This window comes from Synechocystis sp. FACHB-908 (assembly GCF_014698595.1).
In the GTDB taxonomy this organism is placed as follows: Bacteria; Cyanobacteriota; Cyanobacteriia; order Cyanobacteriales; family Microcystaceae; genus Synechocystis.
This window is the reverse complement of record NZ_JACJTH010000022.1, coordinates 1-23,200: the sequence shown is the minus strand read 5'-3', so window position 1 is coordinate 23,200 and position 23,200 is coordinate 1. Positions and strand designations below refer to the sequence as shown.

Genomic DNA, 23,200 nt, shown 5'->3' with positions numbered 1-23,200 from the left:
GGTAATTTAATCAGTAATGCCATTCACTACACCCCAACGGGGGGCGAGGTAACCGTCATGCTTGAGACCGATAAACAGCAAGCCATCATCAAAGTCCAAGATACGGGCATTGGTATTGCTTCGGAGAATCAAAGCCGGGTTTTTGACCGTTTTTATCGGGTGGATACGGCCCGGTCTCGACAACGGGGAGGGGCAGGATTAGGCCTTGCCATTGCCCAGGCGATCGCCGTTAAGCATAGGGGGTCTTTAACGGTGGAGAGTGAATTGGGGCAAGGCAGTCTTTTCACCGTCCAGTTGCCCCTTGTTTCTGCACCGATAGTTCAGTCGTAATTCCATTTCATCTTGGTTTCATATTCCTGTGAAACACTAAGAACGTTGCGCTGTCGGAATTCTATGCAAAACCGGATCATTGTTCAGGGTTGGGCGTTCCCCCTGCTGTTAGGGTTGCTGGTAATGTCTCCCCAAGCGACCCTAGCCCATGCTGGCCATGGGGATGAATTCCACCAAAGTGAATCGGCTCAGTCTGCCCAGGGTATTTCCCTTGATGGGGACACTATTCGTCGCCTGGATATTCAGGTGGAGCCTTTACAACCCCGTTATCTAGATACGGGCATCAGGACAACGGGTCAGATTGAAACCCTACCGCAACAAAGGGTTGAGGTCACAACACCCGTGGGGGGAAAATTACTCGAGTTATTAGTGAATCCAGGGGAAAGCGTTACAGCCGGTCAACCCGTCGCCACTATGACCAGTGCCGAATTGGCAGAACTACGCACCACCGCCCAAGACCGTCGTAGCTCGGCGATCGCCGCTGTGGAAGAGGCCCAAGCTGATCTGGAGCTAGCTCGGGAAAATTACCGCCAACAACAACAGGTAGCCCAGAGTGAAATTGAAGAAGCCCGCCTTGCCAAGGAATTTGCCCAGGAGCGTTATGACCGAGACCGGGAACTGGAAGCCAATGGTGCCCTGCCCCGTCGTCAGTTTTTAGAATCAGAAGTGGCCTTAGCCCAAGCCCAGGCTAATTTAGTGAGAACCCAAAGTCGTTTACCGGTCAGTGAAGCCCAAGCTCAAATTAAGCGGGCCCAAGCTGCCTTAAGCGTGGCTCAAAAACAGGTCAAATTGAGCGAGGAAAACTATCAAACCCGTTTACAACAATTGGGGACTGATGCCCGCCCCGATGGCACCATTGTCATTAAAGCCCCCATCGATGGGATCGTTGTTGACCCCGCCACTACCCCAGAACATGAAATCAAGGTAGGAGAATCTCGCCAAGATGCAGGGGAGCCAATTTTTACCCTAATTAATAGTCAGCAAGTTCAAGTTTCAGCCAATATCTACGAGAAGGATCTAAACAAAATTCGCCGGGGCCAAGGAATTCGGGGCTGGGTGAGTAGTTCACCCGATAAAACTTTTAGGGGCAGGATTAATCAAATTGGCTCCGTGGTGGAAGGAGAAAATCGTATCGTTGCGGTGAAAGCAACCTTGGATAATCCCGATGGTCAACTGAAACCCGGCCTGTTTGTGGAGTTGGAAGTCCTAACTGACCGTACTTCGACCCCTGTGCTAGCAGTTCCTCAATCAGCCATTGTCAAAACCAATGATCAGCAAAATCTGGTGTTTGTGCAAAACGGCAATGTCTTTGAACCCATTACCGTTACCCTGGGGCAAGTTTCCGGGGATTGGGTGGAAATCACCGACGGTTTGTTTGCCGGGGATTTAGTGGTCAGCCAACGGGCCAGTCAGCTCTATGCCCAATCTTTGCGGGCTAAACCAGCAGAAAAAATAGAAGAGACTGAAGAATCTACAGAAATAACTGCATCTACCTTTACATTGCCTGGAGCACCGCCATGGCTTTTACCCCTGGGGGGAACCGTTATGGCCGCTGGATTATTTTGGGCCGGTAGCCTGTGGGGAAAACGCCAACAAAGTCAGCAGTTGCGGGAGCCTAGCTTAACGTCTAGCCCAGAGGAACCATCCCTGGAAGTTGAAAAAGTCCTGATTGAAACCCCATCCCACCAGGATTTCCCCTAAATAATCTGAATCGCTCAAGTCATCTATTTACCCTTGCTATTTACCTAGAAAATGCTTAATGCCATCCTCAAATGGTCGATCGCCCAACGTTGGCTAGTGGTTATTGGGGCCGTGTTGGTGGCTATTTTAGGGAGCTACAACCTCACCCGGATGCCCCTAGATGTGTTTCCCCCCTTTGCCCCTCCCCAGGTGGAAATCCAAACGGAAGCCCCAGGCTTAGCACCGGAGGAAGTGGAAACTCTAATTACTCTGCCCATTGAAAGTGCGGTGAATGGCACCCCAGGGGTAGAAATGGTGCGGTCTTCCTCAGCGGTGGGCATTTCCGTGGTTAAGGCTATTTTTGCCGATAACACAGACATTTACCGAGCCAGACAATTGGTGACGGAACGGCTACAATCTGCCCGGAGTAAATTACCCAGCGGGGCAGAGGAACCACAAATTTCTCCTGTATCTTCTCCCATCAGCACCATTTTGATGTACGCCTTAACCGTGGAGGAGTCCCCGACAAACCCCCAGTCCAATTTGATGGAAGTGCGGCGGCGGGTTGACCGGGAAATCACCAATCAAATTTTGGCCGTACCGGGAGTTTCCCAAGTTGTTGCCTATGGCGGTGACGTTAAGCAATATCAAGTTTTAGTAGATCCGGCCCGCCTCAAAGGGTTTAATATTTCCCTCCAACAGGTGACCAAGGCGGTGGAAGAGGCCAATGTCAATGCGGCGGGGGGGTTTTTACTAACTGCCGACCAAGAAGACGTGATTCGAGGGTTGGGGCGCATCGAAAACCTATCCCAATTGGCGGATTCTGTGGTGACAGCTAGGGATGGGACACCGATTCTGCTCCGGGATGTGGCGGAAGTGACCATTGGCCCGGCCTTGATGAGGGGCGATGGCAGTGTGGATGGCCAACGGGCAGTGGTGCTGGTAATTGATAAACAACCCCAGGCCGATACCCCCACTGTGACCAAAGCGGTGGAAAGAACCATGGCAGAAGTAAAGGCCGCCCTCCCTGCCGGGGTCAATCTCCAGGTTACGTTTCGCCAAGAAAGTTTTATTGATGCGGCGATCGCCAATGTGCGGGATTCTTTGCGGGATGGCATTATCATCGTCGCTGTGGTGATGGTGGTGTTTCTGATGAATTGGCGCACTGCGATTATCACCCTCAGTGCCATTCCCCTCTCCATTCTCATTGGCATGATGATTTTAGGTTGGTTCGGTCAAGGTATTAACGCCATGACCCTAGGGGGATTAGCGGTGGCGATCGGTTCTGTGGTGGACGACTCCATTGTGGATATGGAAAATTGCTACCGGGGTCTCCGCAAAAATCAAGCTTTGGGTAATCCCAAGCATCCGTTTCAGGTGGTTTACGACACCTCTGTGGAAGTTCGTACCAGTGTGATTTTTTCCACAGTCATCATCGTTGTTGTCTTTGCCCCGATTTTTAGTCTGACGGGGGTAGAAGGGCGGATTTTTGCGCCTATGGGGGTGGCCTATTTATTGTCCATTTTGGCTTCGACCCTAGTGGCCATGACCCTTTCCCCAGCCCTCTGTGCCCTCCTATTAGCCCCCTGCCGTTTGCCCAGTGATGAAACTTGGTTAGCTCGCATTAGCCAAAAGATTTATCAGCCCTTATTAAAGTTCAGCACCCACCATCCCCGCTGGATTATTGGGGCGGCGATCGCCTTTTTTATCTTTTCCCTCAGCCTAGTACCGAGTATGGGACGGGTTTTTTTGCCGGAATTCCAGGAACAATCCTTGGTTAATGCCCTACTGCTCTATCCCGGAAGTTCCCTGGAAGCCACCAATCGGGTTGGTTTTGCCCTCCAGGATGCTCTCAAAGAAGATCCCCGCTTTAGCTCCGTACAATTACGTTCTGGCCGGGCCCCTGGGGATGCCGATGCCGGTGGGGTCAATTTAGGACATTTGGACGTAGAACTTAGTGACGCAGGGATGGCCGACCGGGAAGGGAGTATCGAAACCCTACGGGCTGAGTTTGACAAAATTCCTGGGGTAGCTCCCAACATTGGCGGTTTTATTTCCCACCGCATGGATGAGGTGTTATCGGGGGTCAGAAGTGCGATCGCCGTTAAAATTTTTGGCCCCGACTTAGAACAACTCCGCACCCTCGGGAAATCGGTGGAAACAGCCATGGCGGAGATTCCTGGGCTGGTGGATTTACAACTAGAACCCCAAGTCCCGGTGCGTCAGGTACAAATTCAGTTTGATCGCCTAGCGGCCGGGCGTTATGGGTTAACCGTTGGTCAACTTTCTGAGCTGGTAGAAACAGCATTGAATGGTAGAGTCGCCTCCCAAATTTTGCAGGATCAACAATTATTTGATCTGCTGGTTTGGCTGAAAGCAGATGCCCGCAATAACCTAGAAACCATTGGTAATTTGTTGGTGGATACTCCCAGCGGCACGAAAATTCCCCTAGCCCAAGTCGCTCAAATTAGTTATGGTACCGGCCCCAACACCATCAATCGAGAAAATGTTTCCCGGTTAATTGTGGCTTCTGCCAATGTTAAGGGCCGAGATTTGCGGTCTGTGGTCAACGATATTCAAGCCCAAGTAAAGGAAAAAATTTCTCTCCCCACGGGTTATTTCATCCAGTACGGTGGTCAGTTTGAATCGGAGGAACGGGCTAGTCAAAATCTTTTACTGTTTGGCTTGTTATCCATAGTTGTTATCACAATTTTGATGTATTTCGCGGTTAAATCCCTGGCCGCAACCTTAATGATTATGGTCAATCTTCCCTTGGCTTTGGCTGGAGGAATTTTGGCGATCGCCGTGACGGGGGGAGTTATTTCCGTTGCTTCTTTGGTGGGTTTTATAACTCTCTTTGGTGTGGCTGTCCGTAATGGCTTATTGCTGGTGGATAACTACAATCAAAAATTTGCCCTGGCATTGCCCTTGGCCCAGGTAGTCCAGGAAGGTTCCCAGGAACGATTAGTCGCCATTTTGATGACCGCCCTCACTTCCGCCCTTGGTATGCTTCCCCTGGCGATCGGGACTGGAGCCGGGAAGGAAATTCTCCAACCCCTGGCGATCGTCATTTTGGGGGGATTGTTTACCTCCACCGCTTTAACTCTACTGGTATTACCAGCTTTATATGCTCAATTTGGACGGTTTTTACGTCCATCGGCTAGCGTTACTACTCCAGCATCAACCCCCATTAATGTTCTGACAAAAGTTTAAATTTTAATTTATTTATGAAGTTCTCAATCCCCACCAATCCTGTTATCCTTCTACTCATAGTTTTTCTGCTCAATGCCTGTGGTAATCAAACTTCGCCAACAGATATTTCCGTTAGTCCGACCCCGACTCCTACCGTTTCTCCTACAGAAAATGTTGAGGAGAATAAAACTGAATCCCATGGAGGCCAGGGAGGACAGGTAATTGAAATGGGGGATTACCATTTAGAATTACTTTCCATTAAAGAAGCTGGCGGTTTCCATCTTGACTTTTACCTACAAAAAGGAGTTGACCATAGCCCCATTACTAATGCCATTGTGACCGGTAAAGTTCAATTACCCGATGGTACTCAACAAGACATTAACTTTAAATATAGCGATCAAGACAAACACTATACTGCCCTTCTTTCTACTCAGGTACCAGGGGATTATAAACTGGCGATTTTAAGTGATATTAACGGCGAAAAAGTCAATGGAAGATTCAGTTTTAGCTTTTGAAAAAAGCCATGGACATTAAGAAAATATCTGAGTTCGACTTTGTCCAAATTCCCTAAAACTCAAACGAGAGAGTGAAGGTTCTAGATGCATTGCTTTAAGATTTTCTTAACATTGCTGTCAAACAGTGACGCTTGAAAAGTCAGAAACATTACTCTGAAGGAACTTTAGAATAATCGCTAAGGTTTTTCAAATGGATAAAGTCAGGCTAGAGTAGGTCTTTCTTCATAAACTCTTGGTGATAAACCGAATTAGATGTACTAATGCTCTTAACCAGTATGGATCAAAACGAGTGGGTCATATTTGCAGAATTACAGCGTTCAGACTTTGAGTTGATTGTTTCAATCCTATCTGACCACTTCCCCCGTCTGGAATGGGGTTCACAGTGCGATGACTGGATTTGGATTTATCGCCGGGACTACAAGTTAGAGATTGACTCTTTTTCGTCCATGGAGCTGGAAGTGAAGGCCCAAAGGAAAGCCTATGGTTTAGCCCAGGAAGTTTTGTCCCTGTTGCCGCCTTCAGTATTTATTGACGTTTTTGAATGTCCCAAGTTGGATTTCACTCGCTGAAAACCCGATTAATAGACGTTTTGTTGACTATCACGATTTGTTAAGACTTTGCAACGGGTGATCTGATCCTGCGTTAGCATTCCGTCATACAGTAGAAACCTATCGTCAGTTATGGAAAGTAGGCGATTATCTATCCGGGTTCCAGATCCATTACTCAATCAGTTGGAGTCTTACCTTGACCAGCAGGGTTTAACGGTGACCGAGGGAGTTTTAGCCGCCATTGCTTCCTATGTTGGGGATAACGATAGGTTGCCGCTGGTGGAGAGGGTTAGTCGGATTGAGAAACGGTTGGCGATATTGGAAGGGAAGGGTTAAACGTCCATGTCTTCAATCTATGACAATTGTGATTTTCCTCTACTGCCAGAGCTTAAGCATTGTCTAAAGGAAGGTTATCGTTCGGATTTTTGTGTTGGCTACTTTAACCTGCGTGGTTGGCGAGAGTTAGAGGATGAAGTCGAGCAATTTACTGCCGGGAAAGGTCAAAATTGTCGTTTACTGGTGGGGATGCAGAGGCCGCCTAACGATGAACTTAGGCGTAGTTTATCTATTACGAAGCGTGCAAATCAGCGGATGTCGAACGAACAGGCAAATAAGTTGAAAAAGATTATGGCTCATGAGTTTCGAGAGCAGTTAACCTATGGCGTTCCTACTGCAAGGGATGAAGCAAGTCTCAAACGATTAAAAGCGCAATTGCAAGCTGAAAAACTAGAAGTTAAACTATTTTTACGTCATCTACTCCATGCCAAGCTTTATCTAATCCATCGAGAAGATAAAATTACACCTCGCATTGGTTATGTGGGTAGTAGTAATCTGACTTTCTCTGGTTTGAGTGGTCAGGGTGAACTGAATGTTGAAGTCACAGACCGAGACGATACAAAGAAGTTAGAAGAGTGGTTTATTGAACGATGGGAGGATAATTTTTCTCTCGATATTTCTCAAGACTTGATTAAGGTGATTGATGAAAGTTGGGCTGGAAAGCAACTACCTCCTTTTTATATTTATCTCAAGATGGCTTATCATCTGTCGCAGGAAGCACGGGATGGTTTGAGTCGATATCAAGCTCCGAAAAATTTTGGTTTGTTGGAATTTCAAGAGCAGGCTGTACGGGTAGCGATGCAGCATATCGATAAGCGCAATGGAGTGGTGATCGGTGATGTGGTTGGTCTAGGGAAAACGTTAGTGGGAACGGCGATCGCCCATGTGTGTGAAGAGGAATATGGGACGAGTACATTAATTATTTGTCCGAAGAATCTTGAATCAATGTGGCAAGGCTATGTTGATCGCTATGGCCTGCGGGGTAAGGTTGTCCCGATTAGCCAAGTGGAACAAAGATTGCCAGAAGTGCCTGCCCGGTTTCGTTTGGTACTGATTGATGAGAGTCATAACCTACGTAACCGTGAAGGAAAACGATATCAGGCGATTAAAGAATACATAGAGCAGAGTGGCAGTCGTTGTATTCTGTTGACGGCAACCCCCTACAACAAAGGTTATTTGGATTTATCGTCTCAGTTGCGTTTATTTTTGAGGGCTGAAGCAGACATCGGCATTAAACCAGAAGCCCACATCCGTAATTTGGGTGGTGAAATGCAATTTTTACGGAAACATAATGCAACCCCAGTACGATCATTGATGGCATTTGAGCATAGTGATGAGCCGGAAGATTGGCAACAATTAATGAGTCGCTATATGGTGCGCCGGACAAGGGGTTTTATTAAAAAGACCTATGCTAAAGAAGACGAGCGAGGTTATTACTTAGAGTTTCCCAATAGTGATCGCTTTTATTTCCCGAAACGTTGCCCAAGGACTGTTAAGTTTAGTACAAGTGATGAAAAAGACCCCTATGCGAGGTTATACGGCGATCGCGTGGTGGATATTATCAATAGCCTAAATTTACCTCGTTATGGCTTAGGGAATTATTTGATTCCGTCGCCCGGTAATCAAAAGAAAAAACATAAGAAATCCCTCGGTCAGATGAGCTTGGCAACGGGATTTGAGCATTTGGATGTCACCGAGGCAGAGCGAAAAATTCTGGCAAATCTTTCCCATGCTGGTCAGCGGTTAATGGGCTTCTGTCGCACCAATTTATTTAAACGTCTAGAAAGCAGTGGTGCAGCTTTTATTCAGTCTATCGATCGCCATATTTTAAGGAATTATGTCTATCTCCATGCGATTGCCAATAATTTACCGATTCCAATTGGCACCCAGGATGCGGCTTTGTTGGATGGGACAACGGACGAAGATCAGGATTCTTTGTTAGGTCAGGATTGGGAAACGGCAACGGATACAGAGGACAGCTTTGATGAGGATCGGCTAACCCCCGGTGCAGAATTCAAACAACGGGCAGTTGCAATTTATGAGCTTTACCAAAATCAGTACCAGCGGCGATTTAAGTGGATTCGTCCTGATTTATTTACGCCGGAACTGGCTGATAATCTAGAACAGGATGCGAAATCTTTAATCAATATCCTGAAAATTTCAGGCCGTTGGAATGCGGATGAAGATGGCAAACTGCAATCTTTAATTCGTTTACTAACTGAAGAACATCCAGACGAGAAAATTTTGATTTTTACGCAATTTGCGGATACAGCGAGATATTTGGCTCAGGCTTTAGAAACGGCAGGGATTACCAATATTGGTTTGGCAACGGGAAATTCTCAGATAGACCCAACGATACTTGCCCAGCGTTTTAGTCCGAGGAGTAATGGTAAGGCGATCTCGCAGAGAGCCGTTGCCGCTGAGGATCAGTTAAGGATATTGGTGGCGACGGATGTGCTTAGTGAGGGTCAAAATCTACAGGACGCAGGGATTATTCTGAATTACGATTTGCCTTGGGCGATTATTCGTTTGATTCAGCGGGCGGGTCGTGTGGATCGTATTGGCCAGGAAGCAGATGAAATTTTCTGTTATTCGTTTCTGCCAGCGGAGGGGGTAGAGCAATTAATTAATCTACGGGGTCGGTTACGCGATCGCCTGAAGGAAAATCAGGAAGTAGTGGGTACTGATGAAGCATTTTTTGAGGACGATGAAGAGCGGGAAGTTCTGCTAAATCTTTACAATGAAAAATCGAATATTCTTGATGAGGATGACGACGAGGGAGAAGTGGATTTAACGTCGGAAGCTCTGCAAATTTGGCAGACGGCCATTGATGCAAATCCTAAGCTAAAACGTATTATTGAAGATCTGCCGGATGTAGTGTTTTCTACTCGTCACCATGGGCCGAGTGTTTTGGAACCAGAGGGGGTTTTGCTTTATCTCAGAACTGCTGAGGGTACGGATGCGCTGGCATGGGTGGATAAGCAGGGCCATAGTGTGACCCAATCTCAAATGCGAATTTTACGAATGGCGGGTTGTAATTTAAACACCCCAGCTCTAGACCGTCATCCTGAACATCATAATTTAGTACAAAAGGCGGCTCAGATTGTGACTGATCAGACGAAAAAAGTTGCTGGCACAATGGGCAGTCGGCGAGGAGCAAGGGCAAGAACCTACGATCATCTTATGTCCTATTGCCAGTATGTGCAGGAAAAGACACCAATTTTAGCCCAGGGTCAGGACTGGGAAAATTTAGTCAAAGCCATTGAAATGATACATAACTATCCCCTTAAGCAAAATGCGATCGCCTCCCTAAACCGTGAACTAAAGGCGGGTATTTCTGATGAAGATTTAGCGCAAAAAGTAACTTATCTTATGGAGCATGATGCGTTGTGTGTGGTGACTGCTGATGGAGAATTTGAGGGGGCAAAGGTGATTTGCTCGCTGGGATTATTTCAACGTTAAGATCAAACTATATTAACTGAGGAAAAATCAATGACAATAACAACACAAGCTCAAATTGTTGAAATGCTGGAACAGTTACCAGATGGTGCTTTAGATGAAGTGAAATCATTTTTAGCAGCATTACAAAATCGTTATCCTGCAAAACATGCCCCAAAGTTGAGTGAGGGCATGGCTTATATTGAGCAAGTTCGGGGAAAAATGCAGTGTGATATGACCACCGATGAAATTATGGCGCTGACAAGGGGTGAGGATGATTAAAGTTTTGGTAGATAGCAATGTCTTAATTGATGTCTTTTCGGACGATTCTACTTGGTTTACTTGGTCACATCAACAGATTGCTTATTTTATTGATCGGTCTGAAACATATCGGCTTGTGATTAACCCTGTTATTTATGCGGAAGTATCCGTTGGGATTGAGTCTACTGAAAAGCTTGATCAACTTTTATTGCCAAAATACTACGACAGAGAATCTTTGCCCTATGAAGCGGCATTTCTAGCAGGAAAGGCTTTTCTGCAATATCGACGCAGTGGGGGAACAAGGCGATCGCCGTTACCGGATTTTTATATCGGGGCCCATGCTCTGACGGCAGGTTATCGGCTTCTGAGTCGTGACAATAAGCGTTACCAAACCTATTTTCCTGATCTTGATCTCATCGCACCTTAAAAGATTTTTTTATGAAATTGAACCGTACAAGTACCCAAAAATATCTTAAGAATTTTGATTTTGAATCTCTTTTTATCGAAGAATTAGGTTGGGATACAACCGACCCAATAGCATTGCCGTTAGAAATTGATGAGGCTATTTTTGAAGCGATTGCCATTGCCCAGAAGCGTGGTTTTACGGCGTATTATTGTTCCACTACTGAGATTCCAGAGCGAAAGGTTAGGTTGGCTCTTGATCGTCAATTATCGGATTATTCTAAATCTCACTTATTAATTTTTGGGGATGAAGCGCAAACAGGACAGGTTTGGCTATGGGTGAGGCAGGAACTTGGAAAACCTTTAGCTCCTAAATTTGAACAATATCGGATTGGTCAATCGCCAGAACGGCTTTTACAGAAATTAGAAGCTTTGGCGATCACCTTTGAAGAGGAAGAATGTTTAACCCTTGTTGAAGTTAATCGGCGTGTTAAAAAAGCGTTTGATGTTGAGAAAACAACGAAGAAATTTTATACAGAGTTTGAAAAGCAGCATAAGCAATTCCTGAAATATATTGACGGTATTAATAATGATTTTGACAGGAGTTGGTATGCTTCTTTAATGCTAAATCGCTTGATGTTTGTTTATTTCATTCAACGAAAAGGATTTTTAAATAGAGATATTGATTATTTACAAAATCGTTTGAAATTGTGTCAAGAGAAATTTGGTAATGATGAGTTTTATTCATTCTATCGGTATTTTCTTATGCAAATATTCCATGAGGGCCTAGGCAAATCAGATCGTAATCAAGAGTTAGATAAATTACTTGGTAATATTCCCTATCTCAATGGTGGTTTTTTTGATGTTCATCAGTTAGAGATTAAATATGAAAATATCCAAATTCCTGATGATGCTTTTGAACAATTATTTGTCTTTTTTGGTAACTGGGATTGGCATTTAGATAATCGTATTACTAAGAATCAGAATGAAATTAATCCTGATATTCTAGGTTATATCTTTGAGAAGTATATTAACCAGAAGCAAATGGGGGCTTACTATACGAAGGAAGATATTACAGAATACATTAGTAAAAATACAATTATTCCTTTTCTATTTGATGCGACGAAGAAGGAATGTGAGGTCACTTTTCGTGCCGATGGGGAAATTTGGTCGCTACTGAAAGAAAACCCAAATCGATATATTTATGATGCGGTTCTAAAAGGTGTTGATGTAGATTTACCGCTAGAAATTGCAGCAGGAATTAATGATGTTTCTCAGCGGCAAGATTGGAATCAATCAGCATCAGACGAATTTGCTCTACCAACTGAAACTTGGCGTGAACATATTGTCCGTCGTCAGCGTTGTTTGGATATTCGGGAAAAACTCAAATCCGGCGAAATGACTAGCATCAATGATCTAATTACCTATAATCTCAATATTCGTCAGTTTGCTCAGGATGTGATTACGGGTTGTGAGGGGTCTGATTTTCTCTTAGCTTTTTATCGGGTGATCGCCTCTGTGTCTGTGCTTGACCCGACCTGTGGTTCTGGGGCGTTTTTGTTTGCGGCGTTAGAAATCCTCGAACCGCTCTATTCTGGTTGTTTGGGAAGGATGCGGGGTTTTGTTGAGGAGGATGATCGTCGGATTCGAGGGACAGATCATAAGCCGAGATATGCTGAATTTCGGGAAATTCTTGCTGAAGTGGAAAAACACCCGAATAAACAGTATTTTGTGCTGAAATCTATCATGTTGAATAACCTCTATGGTGTGGACATTATGGATGAGGCGACGGAGATTTGTAAGTTACGTTTATTTCTAAAGTTGGTTGCTCAGGTTGAACCTAATCCCAAGGCTAAAAATTTAGGTTTAGAGCCTTTACCAGATATTGATTTTAATATTCGGGCGGGTAATACTTTGGTAGGTTTTACATCACGGAATGAGGTTTATCAGTCGATGACTCGTGATGCAACTGGACAAACTAAGTTGTTATTTGATGATAGTTTCTTAAAACGGATTGAACAGGGAGCTATCGCTGTTGATCAGGAGTTTAAGAGGTTTAAGTTTCTACAGACTGAAACTGAGGTAGATGGTCGAGTTTTAGCTGAGGCAAAGGCTCACTTAAATCGATGTCTTGAAGAACTACGAACCGAATTAGACCGATATCTAGCAGAAGAGTATGAGCTAGGTTTATCGAAAAAAGAAAAAGCTTTTCAAGAGTGGAAAGAAAGTCATCAGCCTTTTCATTGGTTTGTAGAGTTTTACGGAATTATTCATTCTGGTGGTTTTGATGTCATTATTGGCAATCCGCCTTATGTGGAATATAGCAAAATTAAGAAGGAATACACTATTAAGGGATATCAAACAGAAAGTTGTGGAAATTTATATGCTTATTCTATGGAACGAGCTTCCAGTATATTAAAATTATCAGGTCATATAGGCTTTATCATTCCAGTTGCTTCAGTCTGTACGGATGGTTATTTACCTTTGCGGAATATCTTAGTAACAAATGGGGATCTAGTTATCAGTAATTTTAATGATCGTCCAAGTAAATTATTTGATGGTATTGAACATATTAGATTATCAATAATTCTCTGGAAAAAGCAGAAACTTACTTCACATTCTATATTCACAACTAGATATAATAAATGGCAAGCAGTCGAACGTTCAATTCTATTTAATTGTCTTACATACAGTAATACAAAACAATTTATTAAGGATGGTTCTATCTCTAAGGTAGCAACTAAAATCGAAAAAAGTATTTTAAAAAAAGTGACATCACAGAAAAAATATTTGGATCTATATATTGACAAAACAGGGACATATCAAATTTTTTATACTCGAAAGTTAAGCGGATTTGTTCAAATATTAGATTTTATTCCTGAAATCTATGATAATAACAATCAAAAACGCGATCCATCTGAGTTGAAGAATTTATCCTTTTCTACAAAGGAAATAAGAGATGCATTTCTAGTTCTTCTTAATTCCAATTTGTTTTACTGGTTCTTAACCATATATTCTGATTGTAGAAATCTAAACAAACGAGAAATTGCTTCGATTGCTCTGGATTTTGAGAATTTGTCTAAGTCCTTACATCAACCTTTATCGGATCTATCAGTAGCTCTTATGGATGACTTTAAAAGTAATTCTAAGCTACTTGAGATGAGCTATAAGAAGCTTGGGAAAATGAAAATTCAATGTATTTATCCAAAATTTTCAAAGCCAATCATTGATGAAATTGATCGTGTATTAGCTAAACATTATGGCTTCACTGATGAAGAACTAGATTTTATTATTAACTATGATATTAAATATCGTATGGGTCGTGATCTTGAGGACTAGAATATGAAAAGAGATATGGAATTAATCAAGAAAATTTTGCTTGCTGTAGAAGAAAAAAATACTTTTTATGAACCTTTTTCTTCTTCCGAACTTGGTATTCAAGGATATGAAGATGCAGAGTTAGTTTACCATCTCAAGCTTGCTCATGAAGCTGGACTTATTGAAATCATGGGAAATAAACCAGTTCAAACTATGGGGGAAACTCCCCAATACTTTGTCAAATCTTTAACATGGGAAGGGCATGAATTTCTCGAAGCCAGTAAGAATCCTACAGTCTGGAATAAAGTTATAAAAACAATGCAGGATAAAGGCGTAGGCATGGGGTTTGATATTTTGAAAGGATTACTATTGCAGGAAACTATTCATTTAGTTGGTTTGAAATAAACTCATTTGAATCAATTGGTGAGAAATTCAAAATTCAAATATTAATATGGAAAAATTTAAAGTCGGTAACACCATTTCAATTTTCTTAACCTCAAAATTTGAGTATTATTTATTATGCCGAGAATCAGCACACCACTGAGTGACACCTCGCTTAATCCAGAAGTGACATTGACAATGGTTTAACTGTCGAACCGAAGGATGTAATGTTGGACGATTTAACCAATCACAATCAACGCGCCATGAAGGATGCTGGTTTTTATTAAGAGACAGTAAAATCAGTTCACCACAACCACTCGGACAACGAAAACAAGCCCATTTTTTGTGATTTCTGTCACCAACAATTACCACTTCCCCCGACATAATCTCCTCTGGTGCAGGATGAAAATTCACCATCCGACTAGTTAACTCAGACTTTTTAAGAAAACCTAACTTAACCAAAAACCACCGCATGATTGAATGCCGTGAAACCAACTTAAACCATACCCAAAAACGGTTCAACATCCCCTTTCCCCCATAACTTATCAGTACTACATAATGGGCAATTTACATCTGCACTAGCCCCCAATTGTCGATCTTCCCGAAGATGATATTTTTTCACGCGGTTGGCGATAGCCCCATTTTTCCCCCGAAATCCCTGTAACCGATGAACTAACTCTTGAATCGCCATATTGGCAACGTCAGTCGTAAACAGAACCACCGCAGGACTAGGATTCCCTTCACCAATCACATAAGCCTCCTCCTTACGCCGTTTGTACTCCTCCGGTTGCTCCCGCTTCAGCGATTCTCCAAAAGCCTGTTCTGGGTTAATAATTTCCCGACACAATAAACAAGTATTCGGTGGAATTAAAGTTGTCACCCGACCATCAAGAGCTTGCATTCTCAAAGTTTCAGAACGATCAACCTCAATCGCTAAACCCACATCAAATATTGGCGTGAGGTAATAATAAGCAAAACGGTTGAGCAATAGCCGACCCGCATGATCATCAGTACAACCAAAAATAATGTCACAGGTTTTCAACGCATCTTGGCACATTGGATCATTAATCCATGCCCGATAAGTTCTGACCTCAACACCAATACCCAAATCAGTCAGCGATCGCCTAATAACCTCCACCTTAGGCAGACCCTCCTGAGCATCATTGAACGTTGCACCATGCAGGCGATTCAAGTTCGTAAATTCAACGATATCTTGGTCAAATAAGGCAATCTGGCGCACCCCTAGTTTGGGCAGCAACATGGCAACGGCACTACCCGTCCCACCACAGCCGACGATACCTATTCTTAAAGTTGATAAATCCTGAGTTAGAGCCTCACCAAAAGCCAAAGCCTGTCGCTGGAAAATTGGAGAACTGATACCGTTTCCTCTCTCTGGATAATGCAGTTGGAGGCGATCGCCCACACACATAATCAGATCGAGAGGTTGATACTCCTTCGGATTGAACCAGCATCGCCCCACTAGATCACCATCGGCAGTCAAGATAAGACTGAGCAGTTTGGTGTCCTGACCATTACGATTCTGAGCAAGCTGAACTAAATCCGGTTCATTAACATCATCTTGTTCCGAGAATCTAGCCCCATTTTTGCCATGAGTATGGATAATTGCAACAGTCAAATTTTTCTGCTGTGCCAGCTTCAGCACCCGCACAAAAGAATCTGTAGACCACGTAATGTGCTGAGGAGAATGGGAAACAATCTCATTGTCAGGAATGGGAATGACCTCAACGGACAAATATTTTTTTCGCGGCATACTAGTCCATGGATCTGCCTGAATGGAAACCTCACCACAGATTAAATACGCTGCCTTTTCCTTCCCATCACTGTGCCATAAACTTTTCCTTAGCTCTTGAAGATGAGACTCCCGAAGAGTCAAACTAATTTGATTGTTCATGCCGCCACCTCCAAAGCATGTTCAACACGTTTCAGCATTGTCCAAATACCATCAACCCCCCGTCGCCACTCTCGCTCATGCCGCGACCACCGTTGCCATGACCGTCCATTAAATTGTTGCCGTGCTTCGGTAGCCCGTGGGGGACGATTTCCCTGAACCAACTTGACCGCAGGTTCGAGATAAAACATGTCAGGCACAATGTCAGGGTAGCCATTGGGCAGAAGGATGAGTAAATCCACTTCAGAAACATCGTATTTCTGGTTTGGAAGCGGAAATTTAGAAAAAATCAGTCCTTTACGACTCCCCTCGGTGATTTCCTCATAGGTATAATCCTTATTCGCCAGATATTGGCGATCGCTCTCAGGTAAAAAAGTCATCACTTAGCCCTCCGTTGTTGTTTTCTTGCCAGTGAAAAAACGCTCAACACCCGGAGCCTCTAAATTTACCGTTTCATGATCAGCAATCGGACGATCCTCACCTCCTCTGACTTCTAACCAGACCCCATAAGCTTGTGGGCTAACTTGTGCCAGTTGTTTTAACTTCAGTCCGCTGATCAATGGAATTCCCCATTCAAATCGTCGTCCATCAATCACAAAACGGAATGAGCGATCGCTACGAAAAGTTATAAAACGCTCAATTCCTGTTTGTCTGAGATCAACAGTTTCATCAAGGCGAATCTCTTCAAGTTGACCACTGGGCAATAGATAGAACACCAGAAATTCATCTGCGGGTCTTTTTTGAGCGATTTCCAGAATCTGTCGTCCCGTAGGAACAGGGTCAGGAATCATTAACTGTTGCTGATCGACTTGAATTCTGAATTGCTGTGCATTTACCACCACTTTATCCCTCTGTTGCTAAGTAGATTTCTGATTGCAATATAGCAATTATTTCTGATTGTTGCACAAGTGATTTAAAATTGCAAATGTGAAACTGAGGTCAAAATGAAAAAAGTAGGATTTGATATCACTTCCTTCTACGCAGCATTAGATGGTCAAAGGCAGTCTAAGCAACTGACATGGAAAAAGGTTGCCGAGCAGTCGGGGGTAAGTGCATCAACACTTACTCGTATGGCCCAAGGGCGTAGACCAGATGTTGATAGCTTGGCTGCATTGCTTAACTGGTCTGGCCTAAAAGCTGAAATGTTTGTCGAATCTAATCAAGAAAGTCAAACCGTGTCAGAGCCGCTTGCTCAAATTACTGCATATCTAAGGGCAGATCCCCATCTAACGCCTGAAGGTGCGGAGGCTCTTGCGGCTATTGTCAAGGCAGGCTATGAACGTTTAAGAAAAGATTCTAATTAATAGTCATGGCAAGACGAAAGCAACCAAAATATCGGTATGGCTTTAAGAGTGAAGCCAATGGTTATGCTCGCGAATTTCGTGAAGAATTGGGATTGAAGCCAATCGACCCATTATGTCCATGGTCATTAGCAGATTATTTGGCAATTCCAGTAGAACCCTTATCTGCTTACAAAGATATGATTCCAAAATCTGTTGAATACTATCGCAATGGTAAAGCGGACGGTTTTTCGGCAATTACAATAATTGATGGCTATAAACGTCTTATCATTCACAATGATGCCCATCATCCTCGACGACAAGCCGCAAACATAGCCCATGAACTTAGCCATGGGATTTTGGGTCACATGCCTCAACCTGTTTTGGATGAAAATGGATGTAGGCACTTTAACCAACAAGAAGAAGATGAAGCTGAGTGGCTGGGACCTGCATTACTAATTTCAGAAGAAGCTGCACTACACATTGTTAAAACAGGTATGGATATAAATGATGCTGTCAGACATTATGGGGTTAGCAAAAATATAGTTCAAATGCGAATCAATGTAACTGGTGCAAAGAATCGAGTTGCACGTATGTCTGACACTAATCCAAGTTAATAAACTTGATATTTACTGAAAAGTGACCGCCATCATAACTTCACCAACCTTTTATAACTGCAAACCACATACGTTCGGATCTACGAATTTCCTATATCCACAACTTTGAATTTATAGAAGGTAATGGTTTTATTTTTCTACTCTAATTGTGGAATTATAGCATTGTCACTGGACTTCATTCAGCTTTATCTTGAAAATACAGCGGTTACGGCATCCAACTGGCACAGCAAAACCCTTGTAAAATAAGCGTTGTAGCTATTTGAGACGTATCAGGCCGATTAGAAATTCGCTGTATATTAGTTTCGAAGGTATTAAATCAGTAAAATTAGGCATTTAGTTACTAAAAACCAATGAGACGTTATCGTTATCGATCGCCAAAGTCAAAACAGATAACCACAGGGGTTTTCGTAGTAGTTGCCATGATTTTATTTCAGGGCAAAGATTCGCTCTACTATCACAACGGCAACGGTGGCGATGATTGGAAAATTGGCTCACCCCAGACCCATGTATTCAATGCTCATCAGACTCGTTCCCTAGAAGACCTTCAAATCCAAGCCCTTACCCTGGTCAACCGCGATCGCCAACTGAATAACCTCCCGCTCCTGGTGGCAGACCCCTTGATTACCAAAACCGCCCAAGGTCATGCGGAAGATATGGCCAAAAGGAATTTTTATGGTCACGATACCCCTGAAGGGAAGTCCCCCACCGACCGTTATCAAGCTCTGGGCGGCAAGGGGGGAGTTGGCGAAAATATTGTGGTCTTACCCGGCTCTCCCTATTTCTCTCTCAACTATGGGTTAGTAGAAAGGTTTCAGAAAAGTTGGATGTATTCGGAAGGACATCGCAAAAATCTATTGACCCCCAACTACACTAAGTTTGGCTATGGCATTGCCACCAATCCTAGAACAGCTAAAGTCTATGCTGTTCAAAATTTTCAATGACTGGTGTGGGTCAAAAACTAATTCAACTTTAAAACGAGATTGTAGATAAGGCCTGCTCCTTCTCCTGTTCAGAAACCTCCAGATAATGGGACAACACATTCAAATTCTTGTGACCACTAATTTTCTGGATAACCCGCAGATTAATTCCCTTCCGACACATCATCGTTAACGCAGTGCGGCGAAAAGAATGGGTTGATACCCCCCTCACTCCAATCCTGTCAGTGGCGGCCTTCAATATTTTATGGGCCATGGAAGGATGAAGGTGTGACCCCACTCTTTTCCCCCGAAATACATAGGACGATGGAAATCTAACAGATCGTTGAGCTTGTCGGTAGTCATCAAATAAAACTTGCAACGCCAGGGAAATGGCCACAGTGCGACTGGACTTGGTTTTAGTTTTTTCAATGCGGAAAGTCATGGCATCAGTGGTGACATCAGCCCAAGCCAGAGAACAAGTTTCCCCAATCCGACAACCAGTGTAAAGACAAATGCCAAACAACAGGCGATCTCTGGGAGTCAGCAACCCGATAGTGAACAGGTCGTGTAATTCCTGCTCAGTTAATACCTTTGCCTGCCCCTGACGGTTAATTTTCATTCAATAAAATGATGAAAATATTGAATAGCTCCCACAACCCTAATTCTATCGTGGAATTTTTCCGACTCTCCATCCCCGAACATAAATTATTGCCAATTATTCTCAGTTGATGAATCTTGAAAACTACTACCATCGCCAAAATCGTCTGTTATCCCTTTTTGCTTGGCAAAATGATGCAGATAACCTGAAAAATCAAATGTGAGGGTTACAGGCGATTCTCAAGAGTGTAATTTGTACTGTTTTGGGGTAGCTCGATAAATCATATCGGTTATTGGCGATCGCCTTTCCTAGCTCCAAAGATTCATAATTTCACGTTGCTAGAGCTATTTGCTCTGAATCCTTCATGGAAGGTAACATCACCCTGGGGATAATGACTGTCAAACGAAAGAGCAAAAAATACCTCATCGGGAACCCCTTCGAGAGCAAGCCCCGCCACATTCTTAAATCCAAATTTTTTGTAGTATTCTGGGTGTCCGACAAGGCAACAGCCCTTGGCTCCTAAGCCCTTCAACTGTGACAGTCCTTCCTGAATAAGAGCTTTACCAATCCCCCTACGCTGGTATAGGGGTAACACGGAGACCGGGCCGAGTCCATACCAGTTTTTTGTGCCGTCCGAGATGGCCACAGGGGAAAATGCAATATGTCCCACAACACGACTATTCACTTCTGCAACCAATGACAGGGTTAAAGCACCTGCGGAACGAAGAGCTTCGATGATGAACTGCTCTGTGTGGTTACTAATCTCTAGGGGCGCGAAGGCCGCAATAGTCACTTCAGTAATGAGAACGGCATCGTCCTTTCTCTCATCCCTTATCAAAATTTCTTGTCCTGTCATAGGAATCCTATTTATTCAAAGACAACTAGGGAACTAGGTTTCTGGGTTGTTGATGAGTCGGTCTATTTGTTCATAGATGGAGGGAGTTAAAGGCTCTCCCTTTCTGCTTTTAGGGTAGCGGATCAGAGTCCGAAAAAGAACTATCAGTCCACTGCTGGAATTTGCTGAAGCCAATGGAAAAATTTTCAGACTATGGATAAAGGGTAAGGTGAAGAACTTTCCTTGTGGATGTCCGCCCATGGCACCGGAAACATCAAAAAGTTAACCTCCATATTGGTCAAGAGTTGGTAGAGATCGCCAGGTTAGAAACCCCTAGTAAAAATTATTGGGGTTGATTTATCTGGACAAAATTTCCTATCTTCATTGGTAAATATCGCTACATTTTAGACCGTACTTAATAGCATCCCCAATAATCAATTCAGCAGTTAATCAAGGTTGTCAGAGTATTAGTGGACAAATCAATAAAGCTTTAAAGAAAGTTAAATTTTCCAATCTTTGTGGTCATTTTTATTTAGCTATTGGACAATATAAATTACTAATTTTAAGGAGTTCATCATGGATTTTAATCCCAATGAGTGGCCTACCCATAAACAAGGTGAGGTTGTCCGCCAACTAATACTAGAGGCGTTGGACAGTCCAAAGACCAAGGAAGAATTGTCCAGTTTGTGCAACAAGAGCGTTAGACAAATCACTAGACATTTACACCGTTTGTCCAGCGAAAACAAGATTTTGTCCACTGGAAAAGGGCAATTTGTCCGGCGGATTGCCGCTGGATTTTTACTCCTTTACGTTGGACAAATTTAGGTTCAGCGTTGGACAGCATTGGACTTGACAGAAAAAAATTGTCATATAGAATCCCCTAAACGACAAGTTCCACAAAAAAATATTTGGGAGATTAAGAAAATGTCCATCGCTGGAAAATCCAAAGGTGACGTTGTACAACAATTGGAAAAATCCTACGGGGTAGCCCGGACAACGGTGTTCAATCGGCTGAAATATTTAGGCTATTCGTTGGACAAAGTTGATGATTTGTTCAGTTTGTCCAATGAACAAATGGCTGAACTCGATAAACTTCATCGCTGGATAAGTGATGGGGGCAAAATGGCCGATTATCCCAAACCAGGGCAATTGACCATGATCACTGATGAAGGAGAACTAGAACAATATGGGGAAGTGATTAATTTTGATGCCCTAGAAGGGGATGAGGAACTGGGTCACGCTGAGCTGATCCGGGCCGCCCAAAATCAAGCGGCGGGGATCTTAATTGCCCAGAATTTACTAACTGCTGAAATCCTGAAAAATCCCCAACATTTACCGGCGGATCTCCAAGCCCAGGTGGAGCAGTCTAAGGTGGCCATCGCCCCAAAGCCCCAGAACCCGTTAGTGATCGCTTCCCAATGGATTACGAAGGCGAAGGCTTACCAGAGCAACCAGAACCATGGTCAACTGGCGGCCTAGGAGATGAATGGGAGCTGGCCCCACCGGCCGGGGAAACCTGTTATCGGCAACCGGAGATGGATGGGCTACTCCATTCCCTTTATGCGGCTCGGTCGGTGTTGGTCACGTCGGGGGAAGGCATGGGCAAAACCTACTTGGTGCGGCAGGTGTGGGAAAGGCTGTTAGCGGACGGGGTGACGTGCCAATACTTTGAACCAGCTACCCCCAAAACCCTGCTGATGGCGATCGCCGCCATGGCTGGGGTGGACAGCAAAAACCTGGAGGGCAGGAGCAAAACGGTGGAAGTCTTAAAGCAGGAATTGATCCAATGGTTCAGCGTTAACCGGGCGGTGTTGATCTTCGACGATGCCCATTATCTGGAAGTCAAATTTCGGCTTTGGCTCAAAAAACTGAAGGACGTGGGGGTTCCCATGCTGTTGGCGGCCACTAATCCCCCCCGCACTGACTTGTTTATCTATGTGCCTCGCATTGAACTCAAGCCCCTGGCGGAATACCAGATCCGAGACTTGATGGAAAAAGAGGCCATTTCCCTGGGGTCGGGACTAAAGCCAAACCAGATTGCCAAACTGCAAAGCCGAGCTGGGGGTAATCCCATGTTGGCTAAGCGGGCCATCGAGGAAGGTTTTTTGGGCATCCAAAACGAAGCGGGCGACCACGGCAGATACTTTGACATCACCCCGTTATTGCTCCTGGTGGGCATTGTCTTTATTTGCTATCGGTTCATTGGTTTGGGCACCGGCAATCAATCCCTCTATATCTTGGCTGGCATTGGTGGGGCCATATTCCTAGGGGTGGCAAGACTTTCCTATTACCTACCGAAGGAATCACGGAGGATCACCAACTGATGCTCACCATTACCCATCTATTAGTGGGGGCGGCTTCCGTAGGCATGGCGGCCCAAACCACCAACCCGGTTCCTATTCTGATTGGGGCGATCGCCAGTTTATTGCCGGACATCGACATCAGCACCAGTCCCGCCGGTCGGATATTACCGTTTATTTCCCGGCCCCTGGAGCAACGGTTTAGTCATCGCAGTGCCACCCATTCCCTCTTGGCCAGTTTCACCCTAGCCCTGGTCAGTTATGCCCTTTGGTTTGCCATGCCAGTCATTCCCCTAGTAATTGTCCATGCCCTCAATATTGGTTACTTCGCCGGTTGGTTCTT

The 23,200-nt window shown here is 44.1% G+C and carries 24 protein-coding genes; 18 read left to right on the top strand and 6 right to left on the bottom strand.

Annotated elements, in window-relative coordinates; translation table 11 throughout:
* From H6G46_RS07675 to H6G46_RS07625, 11 genes are all read left to right on the top strand, one after another.
* On the top strand, positions 1–330 hold a 330-nt coding region (locus H6G46_RS07675; RefSeq protein ID WP_242021172.1), incomplete at its 5' end, for an ATP-binding protein.
* 63 nt (positions 331–393) lie between these two features.
* On the top strand, positions 394–2,031 hold the full coding sequence (locus H6G46_RS07670) for an efflux RND transporter periplasmic adaptor subunit (RefSeq protein ID WP_011153861.1): 1,638 nt from the start codon (positions 394–396) through the stop codon (positions 2,029–2,031).
* A 51-nt stretch (positions 2,032–2,082) separates the two neighbouring features.
* Positions 2,083–5,223: a CusA/CzcA family heavy metal efflux RND transporter gene (locus tag H6G46_RS07665; protein ID WP_011153862.1), complete on the top strand. Its 3,141-nt coding sequence runs from the start codon at positions 2,083–2,085 to the stop codon at positions 5,221–5,223.
* Between the two features lie 14 nt (positions 5,224–5,237).
* On the top strand, positions 5,238–5,717 hold the full coding sequence (locus H6G46_RS07660; protein ID WP_011153863.1) for a hypothetical protein: 480 nt from the start codon (positions 5,238–5,240) through the stop codon (positions 5,715–5,717).
* A 260-nt stretch (positions 5,718–5,977) separates the two neighbouring features.
* Positions 5,978–6,286, top strand: coding sequence for a hypothetical protein (locus tag H6G46_RS07655; protein ID WP_011153864.1), 309 nt, complete (start codon positions 5,978–5,980; stop codon positions 6,284–6,286).
* A 111-nt stretch (positions 6,287–6,397) separates the two neighbouring features.
* On the top strand, positions 6,398–6,601 hold the full coding sequence (locus H6G46_RS07650) for a hypothetical protein (protein ID WP_011153865.1): 204 nt from the start codon (positions 6,398–6,400) through the stop codon (positions 6,599–6,601).
* A gap of 6 nt (positions 6,602–6,607) precedes the next feature.
* A complete protein-coding gene (locus H6G46_RS07645) occupies positions 6,608–10,063 on the top strand; it encodes a helicase-related protein (protein ID WP_011153866.1) in 3,456 nt (1,151 codons plus the stop codon).
* Between the two features lie 30 nt (positions 10,064–10,093).
* Positions 10,094–10,321 (top strand): hypothetical protein, encoded by a 228-nt coding sequence (locus tag H6G46_RS07640; protein ID WP_011153867.1) that lies wholly within the window; start codon positions 10,094–10,096, stop codon positions 10,319–10,321.
* On the top strand, positions 10,314–10,727 hold the full coding sequence (locus H6G46_RS07635; protein WP_041428298.1) for a type II toxin-antitoxin system VapC family toxin: 414 nt from the start codon (positions 10,314–10,316) through the stop codon (positions 10,725–10,727). The genes H6G46_RS07640 and H6G46_RS07635 overlap by 8 nt, the downstream gene beginning before the upstream one ends.
* 11 nt (positions 10,728–10,738) lie before the next feature.
* Positions 10,739–14,041, top strand: coding sequence for a DNA methyltransferase (locus H6G46_RS07630; protein ID WP_011153869.1), 3,303 nt, complete (start codon positions 10,739–10,741; stop codon positions 14,039–14,041).
* A gap of 3 nt (positions 14,042–14,044) precedes the next feature.
* Positions 14,045–14,425 (top strand): DUF2513 domain-containing protein, encoded by a 381-nt coding sequence (locus tag H6G46_RS07625; protein ID WP_011153870.1) that lies wholly within the window; start codon positions 14,045–14,047, stop codon positions 14,423–14,425.
* A 105-nt stretch (positions 14,426–14,530) separates the two neighbouring features.
* On the opposite strand, the gene H6G46_RS18465 is transcribed toward H6G46_RS07625, so the two are convergent.
* From H6G46_RS18465 to H6G46_RS07610, 4 genes are all read right to left on the bottom strand, one after another.
* The gene (locus H6G46_RS18465) at positions 14,531–14,785 is read right to left on the bottom strand and encodes a DUF6527 family protein (RefSeq protein ID WP_223211264.1); all 255 of its coding nucleotides are present in this window, start codon (positions 14,783–14,785) and stop codon (positions 14,531–14,533) included.
* A gap of 112 nt (positions 14,786–14,897) precedes the next feature.
* Complete coding sequence (locus H6G46_RS07620; RefSeq protein ID WP_011153872.1) at positions 14,898–16,313, bottom strand: ThiF family adenylyltransferase; 1,416 nt, start codon at positions 16,311–16,313, stop codon at positions 14,898–14,900.
* Positions 16,310–16,690, bottom strand: a complete 381-nt coding sequence (locus H6G46_RS07615; RefSeq protein ID WP_041428303.1) for an E2/UBC family protein — start codon at positions 16,688–16,690, stop codon at positions 16,310–16,312. The genes H6G46_RS07620 and H6G46_RS07615 overlap by 4 nt, the downstream gene beginning before the upstream one ends.
* Positions 16,691–16,693: 3 nt before the next feature.
* Positions 16,694–17,149, bottom strand: coding sequence for a multiubiquitin domain-containing protein (locus H6G46_RS07610; protein WP_234376130.1), 456 nt, complete (start codon positions 17,147–17,149; stop codon positions 16,694–16,696).
* Positions 17,150–17,254: 105 nt separating this feature from the next.
* Here H6G46_RS07610 and H6G46_RS07605 point away from each other — a divergent pair, with 105 nt between their 5' ends.
* From H6G46_RS07605 to H6G46_RS07595, 3 genes are all read left to right on the top strand, one after another.
* The gene (locus H6G46_RS07605) at positions 17,255–17,614 is read left to right on the top strand and encodes a helix-turn-helix transcriptional regulator (RefSeq protein ID WP_011153875.1); all 360 of its coding nucleotides are present in this window, start codon (positions 17,255–17,257) and stop codon (positions 17,612–17,614) included.
* Between the two features lie 5 nt (positions 17,615–17,619).
* Entirely contained in the window at positions 17,620–18,207 is a 588-nt protein-coding gene (locus H6G46_RS07600) for an ImmA/IrrE family metallo-endopeptidase (RefSeq protein WP_011153876.1), read from the top strand.
* 350 nt (positions 18,208–18,557) lie between these two features.
* Positions 18,558–19,148: a CAP domain-containing protein gene (locus H6G46_RS07595; protein ID WP_011153877.1), complete on the top strand. Its 591-nt coding sequence runs from the start codon at positions 18,558–18,560 to the stop codon at positions 19,146–19,148.
* Positions 19,149–19,176: 28 nt separating this feature from the next.
* Here the strand turns inward: H6G46_RS07595 and H6G46_RS07590 are convergent, their stop codons facing one another.
* Positions 19,177–19,743, bottom strand: coding sequence for a site-specific integrase (locus tag H6G46_RS07590; RefSeq protein WP_011153878.1), 567 nt, complete (start codon positions 19,741–19,743; stop codon positions 19,177–19,179).
* A 301-nt stretch (positions 19,744–20,044) separates the two neighbouring features.
* Positions 20,045–20,578 carry an N-acetyltransferase gene (locus H6G46_RS07585; RefSeq protein ID WP_011153879.1) on the bottom strand — a complete coding sequence of 178 codons (534 nt, stop codon included), beginning with the start codon at positions 20,576–20,578 and terminating at the stop codon, positions 20,045–20,047.
* A 555-nt stretch (positions 20,579–21,133) separates the two neighbouring features.
* Here H6G46_RS07585 and H6G46_RS07580 point away from each other — a divergent pair.
* From H6G46_RS07580 to H6G46_RS07565, 4 genes are all read left to right on the top strand, one after another.
* On the top strand, positions 21,134–21,382 hold the full coding sequence (locus H6G46_RS07580; protein WP_011153881.1) for a hypothetical protein: 249 nt from the start codon (positions 21,134–21,136) through the stop codon (positions 21,380–21,382).
* 99 nt (positions 21,383–21,481) lie between these two features.
* Positions 21,482–22,036 carry a hypothetical protein gene (locus tag H6G46_RS07575; protein WP_011153882.1) on the top strand — a complete coding sequence of 185 codons (555 nt, stop codon included), beginning with the start codon at positions 21,482–21,484 and terminating at the stop codon, positions 22,034–22,036.
* Positions 21,976–22,881, top strand: a complete 906-nt coding sequence (locus H6G46_RS07570; protein WP_223211252.1) for an ATP-binding protein — start codon at positions 21,976–21,978, stop codon at positions 22,879–22,881. The genes H6G46_RS07575 and H6G46_RS07570 overlap by 61 nt, the downstream gene beginning before the upstream one ends.
* Positions 22,881–23,200 (top strand): metal-dependent hydrolase (locus H6G46_RS07565; RefSeq protein WP_190759840.1); only part of this gene is annotated, 320 nt, incomplete at its 3' end. The genes H6G46_RS07570 and H6G46_RS07565, both read left to right, overlap by 1 nt.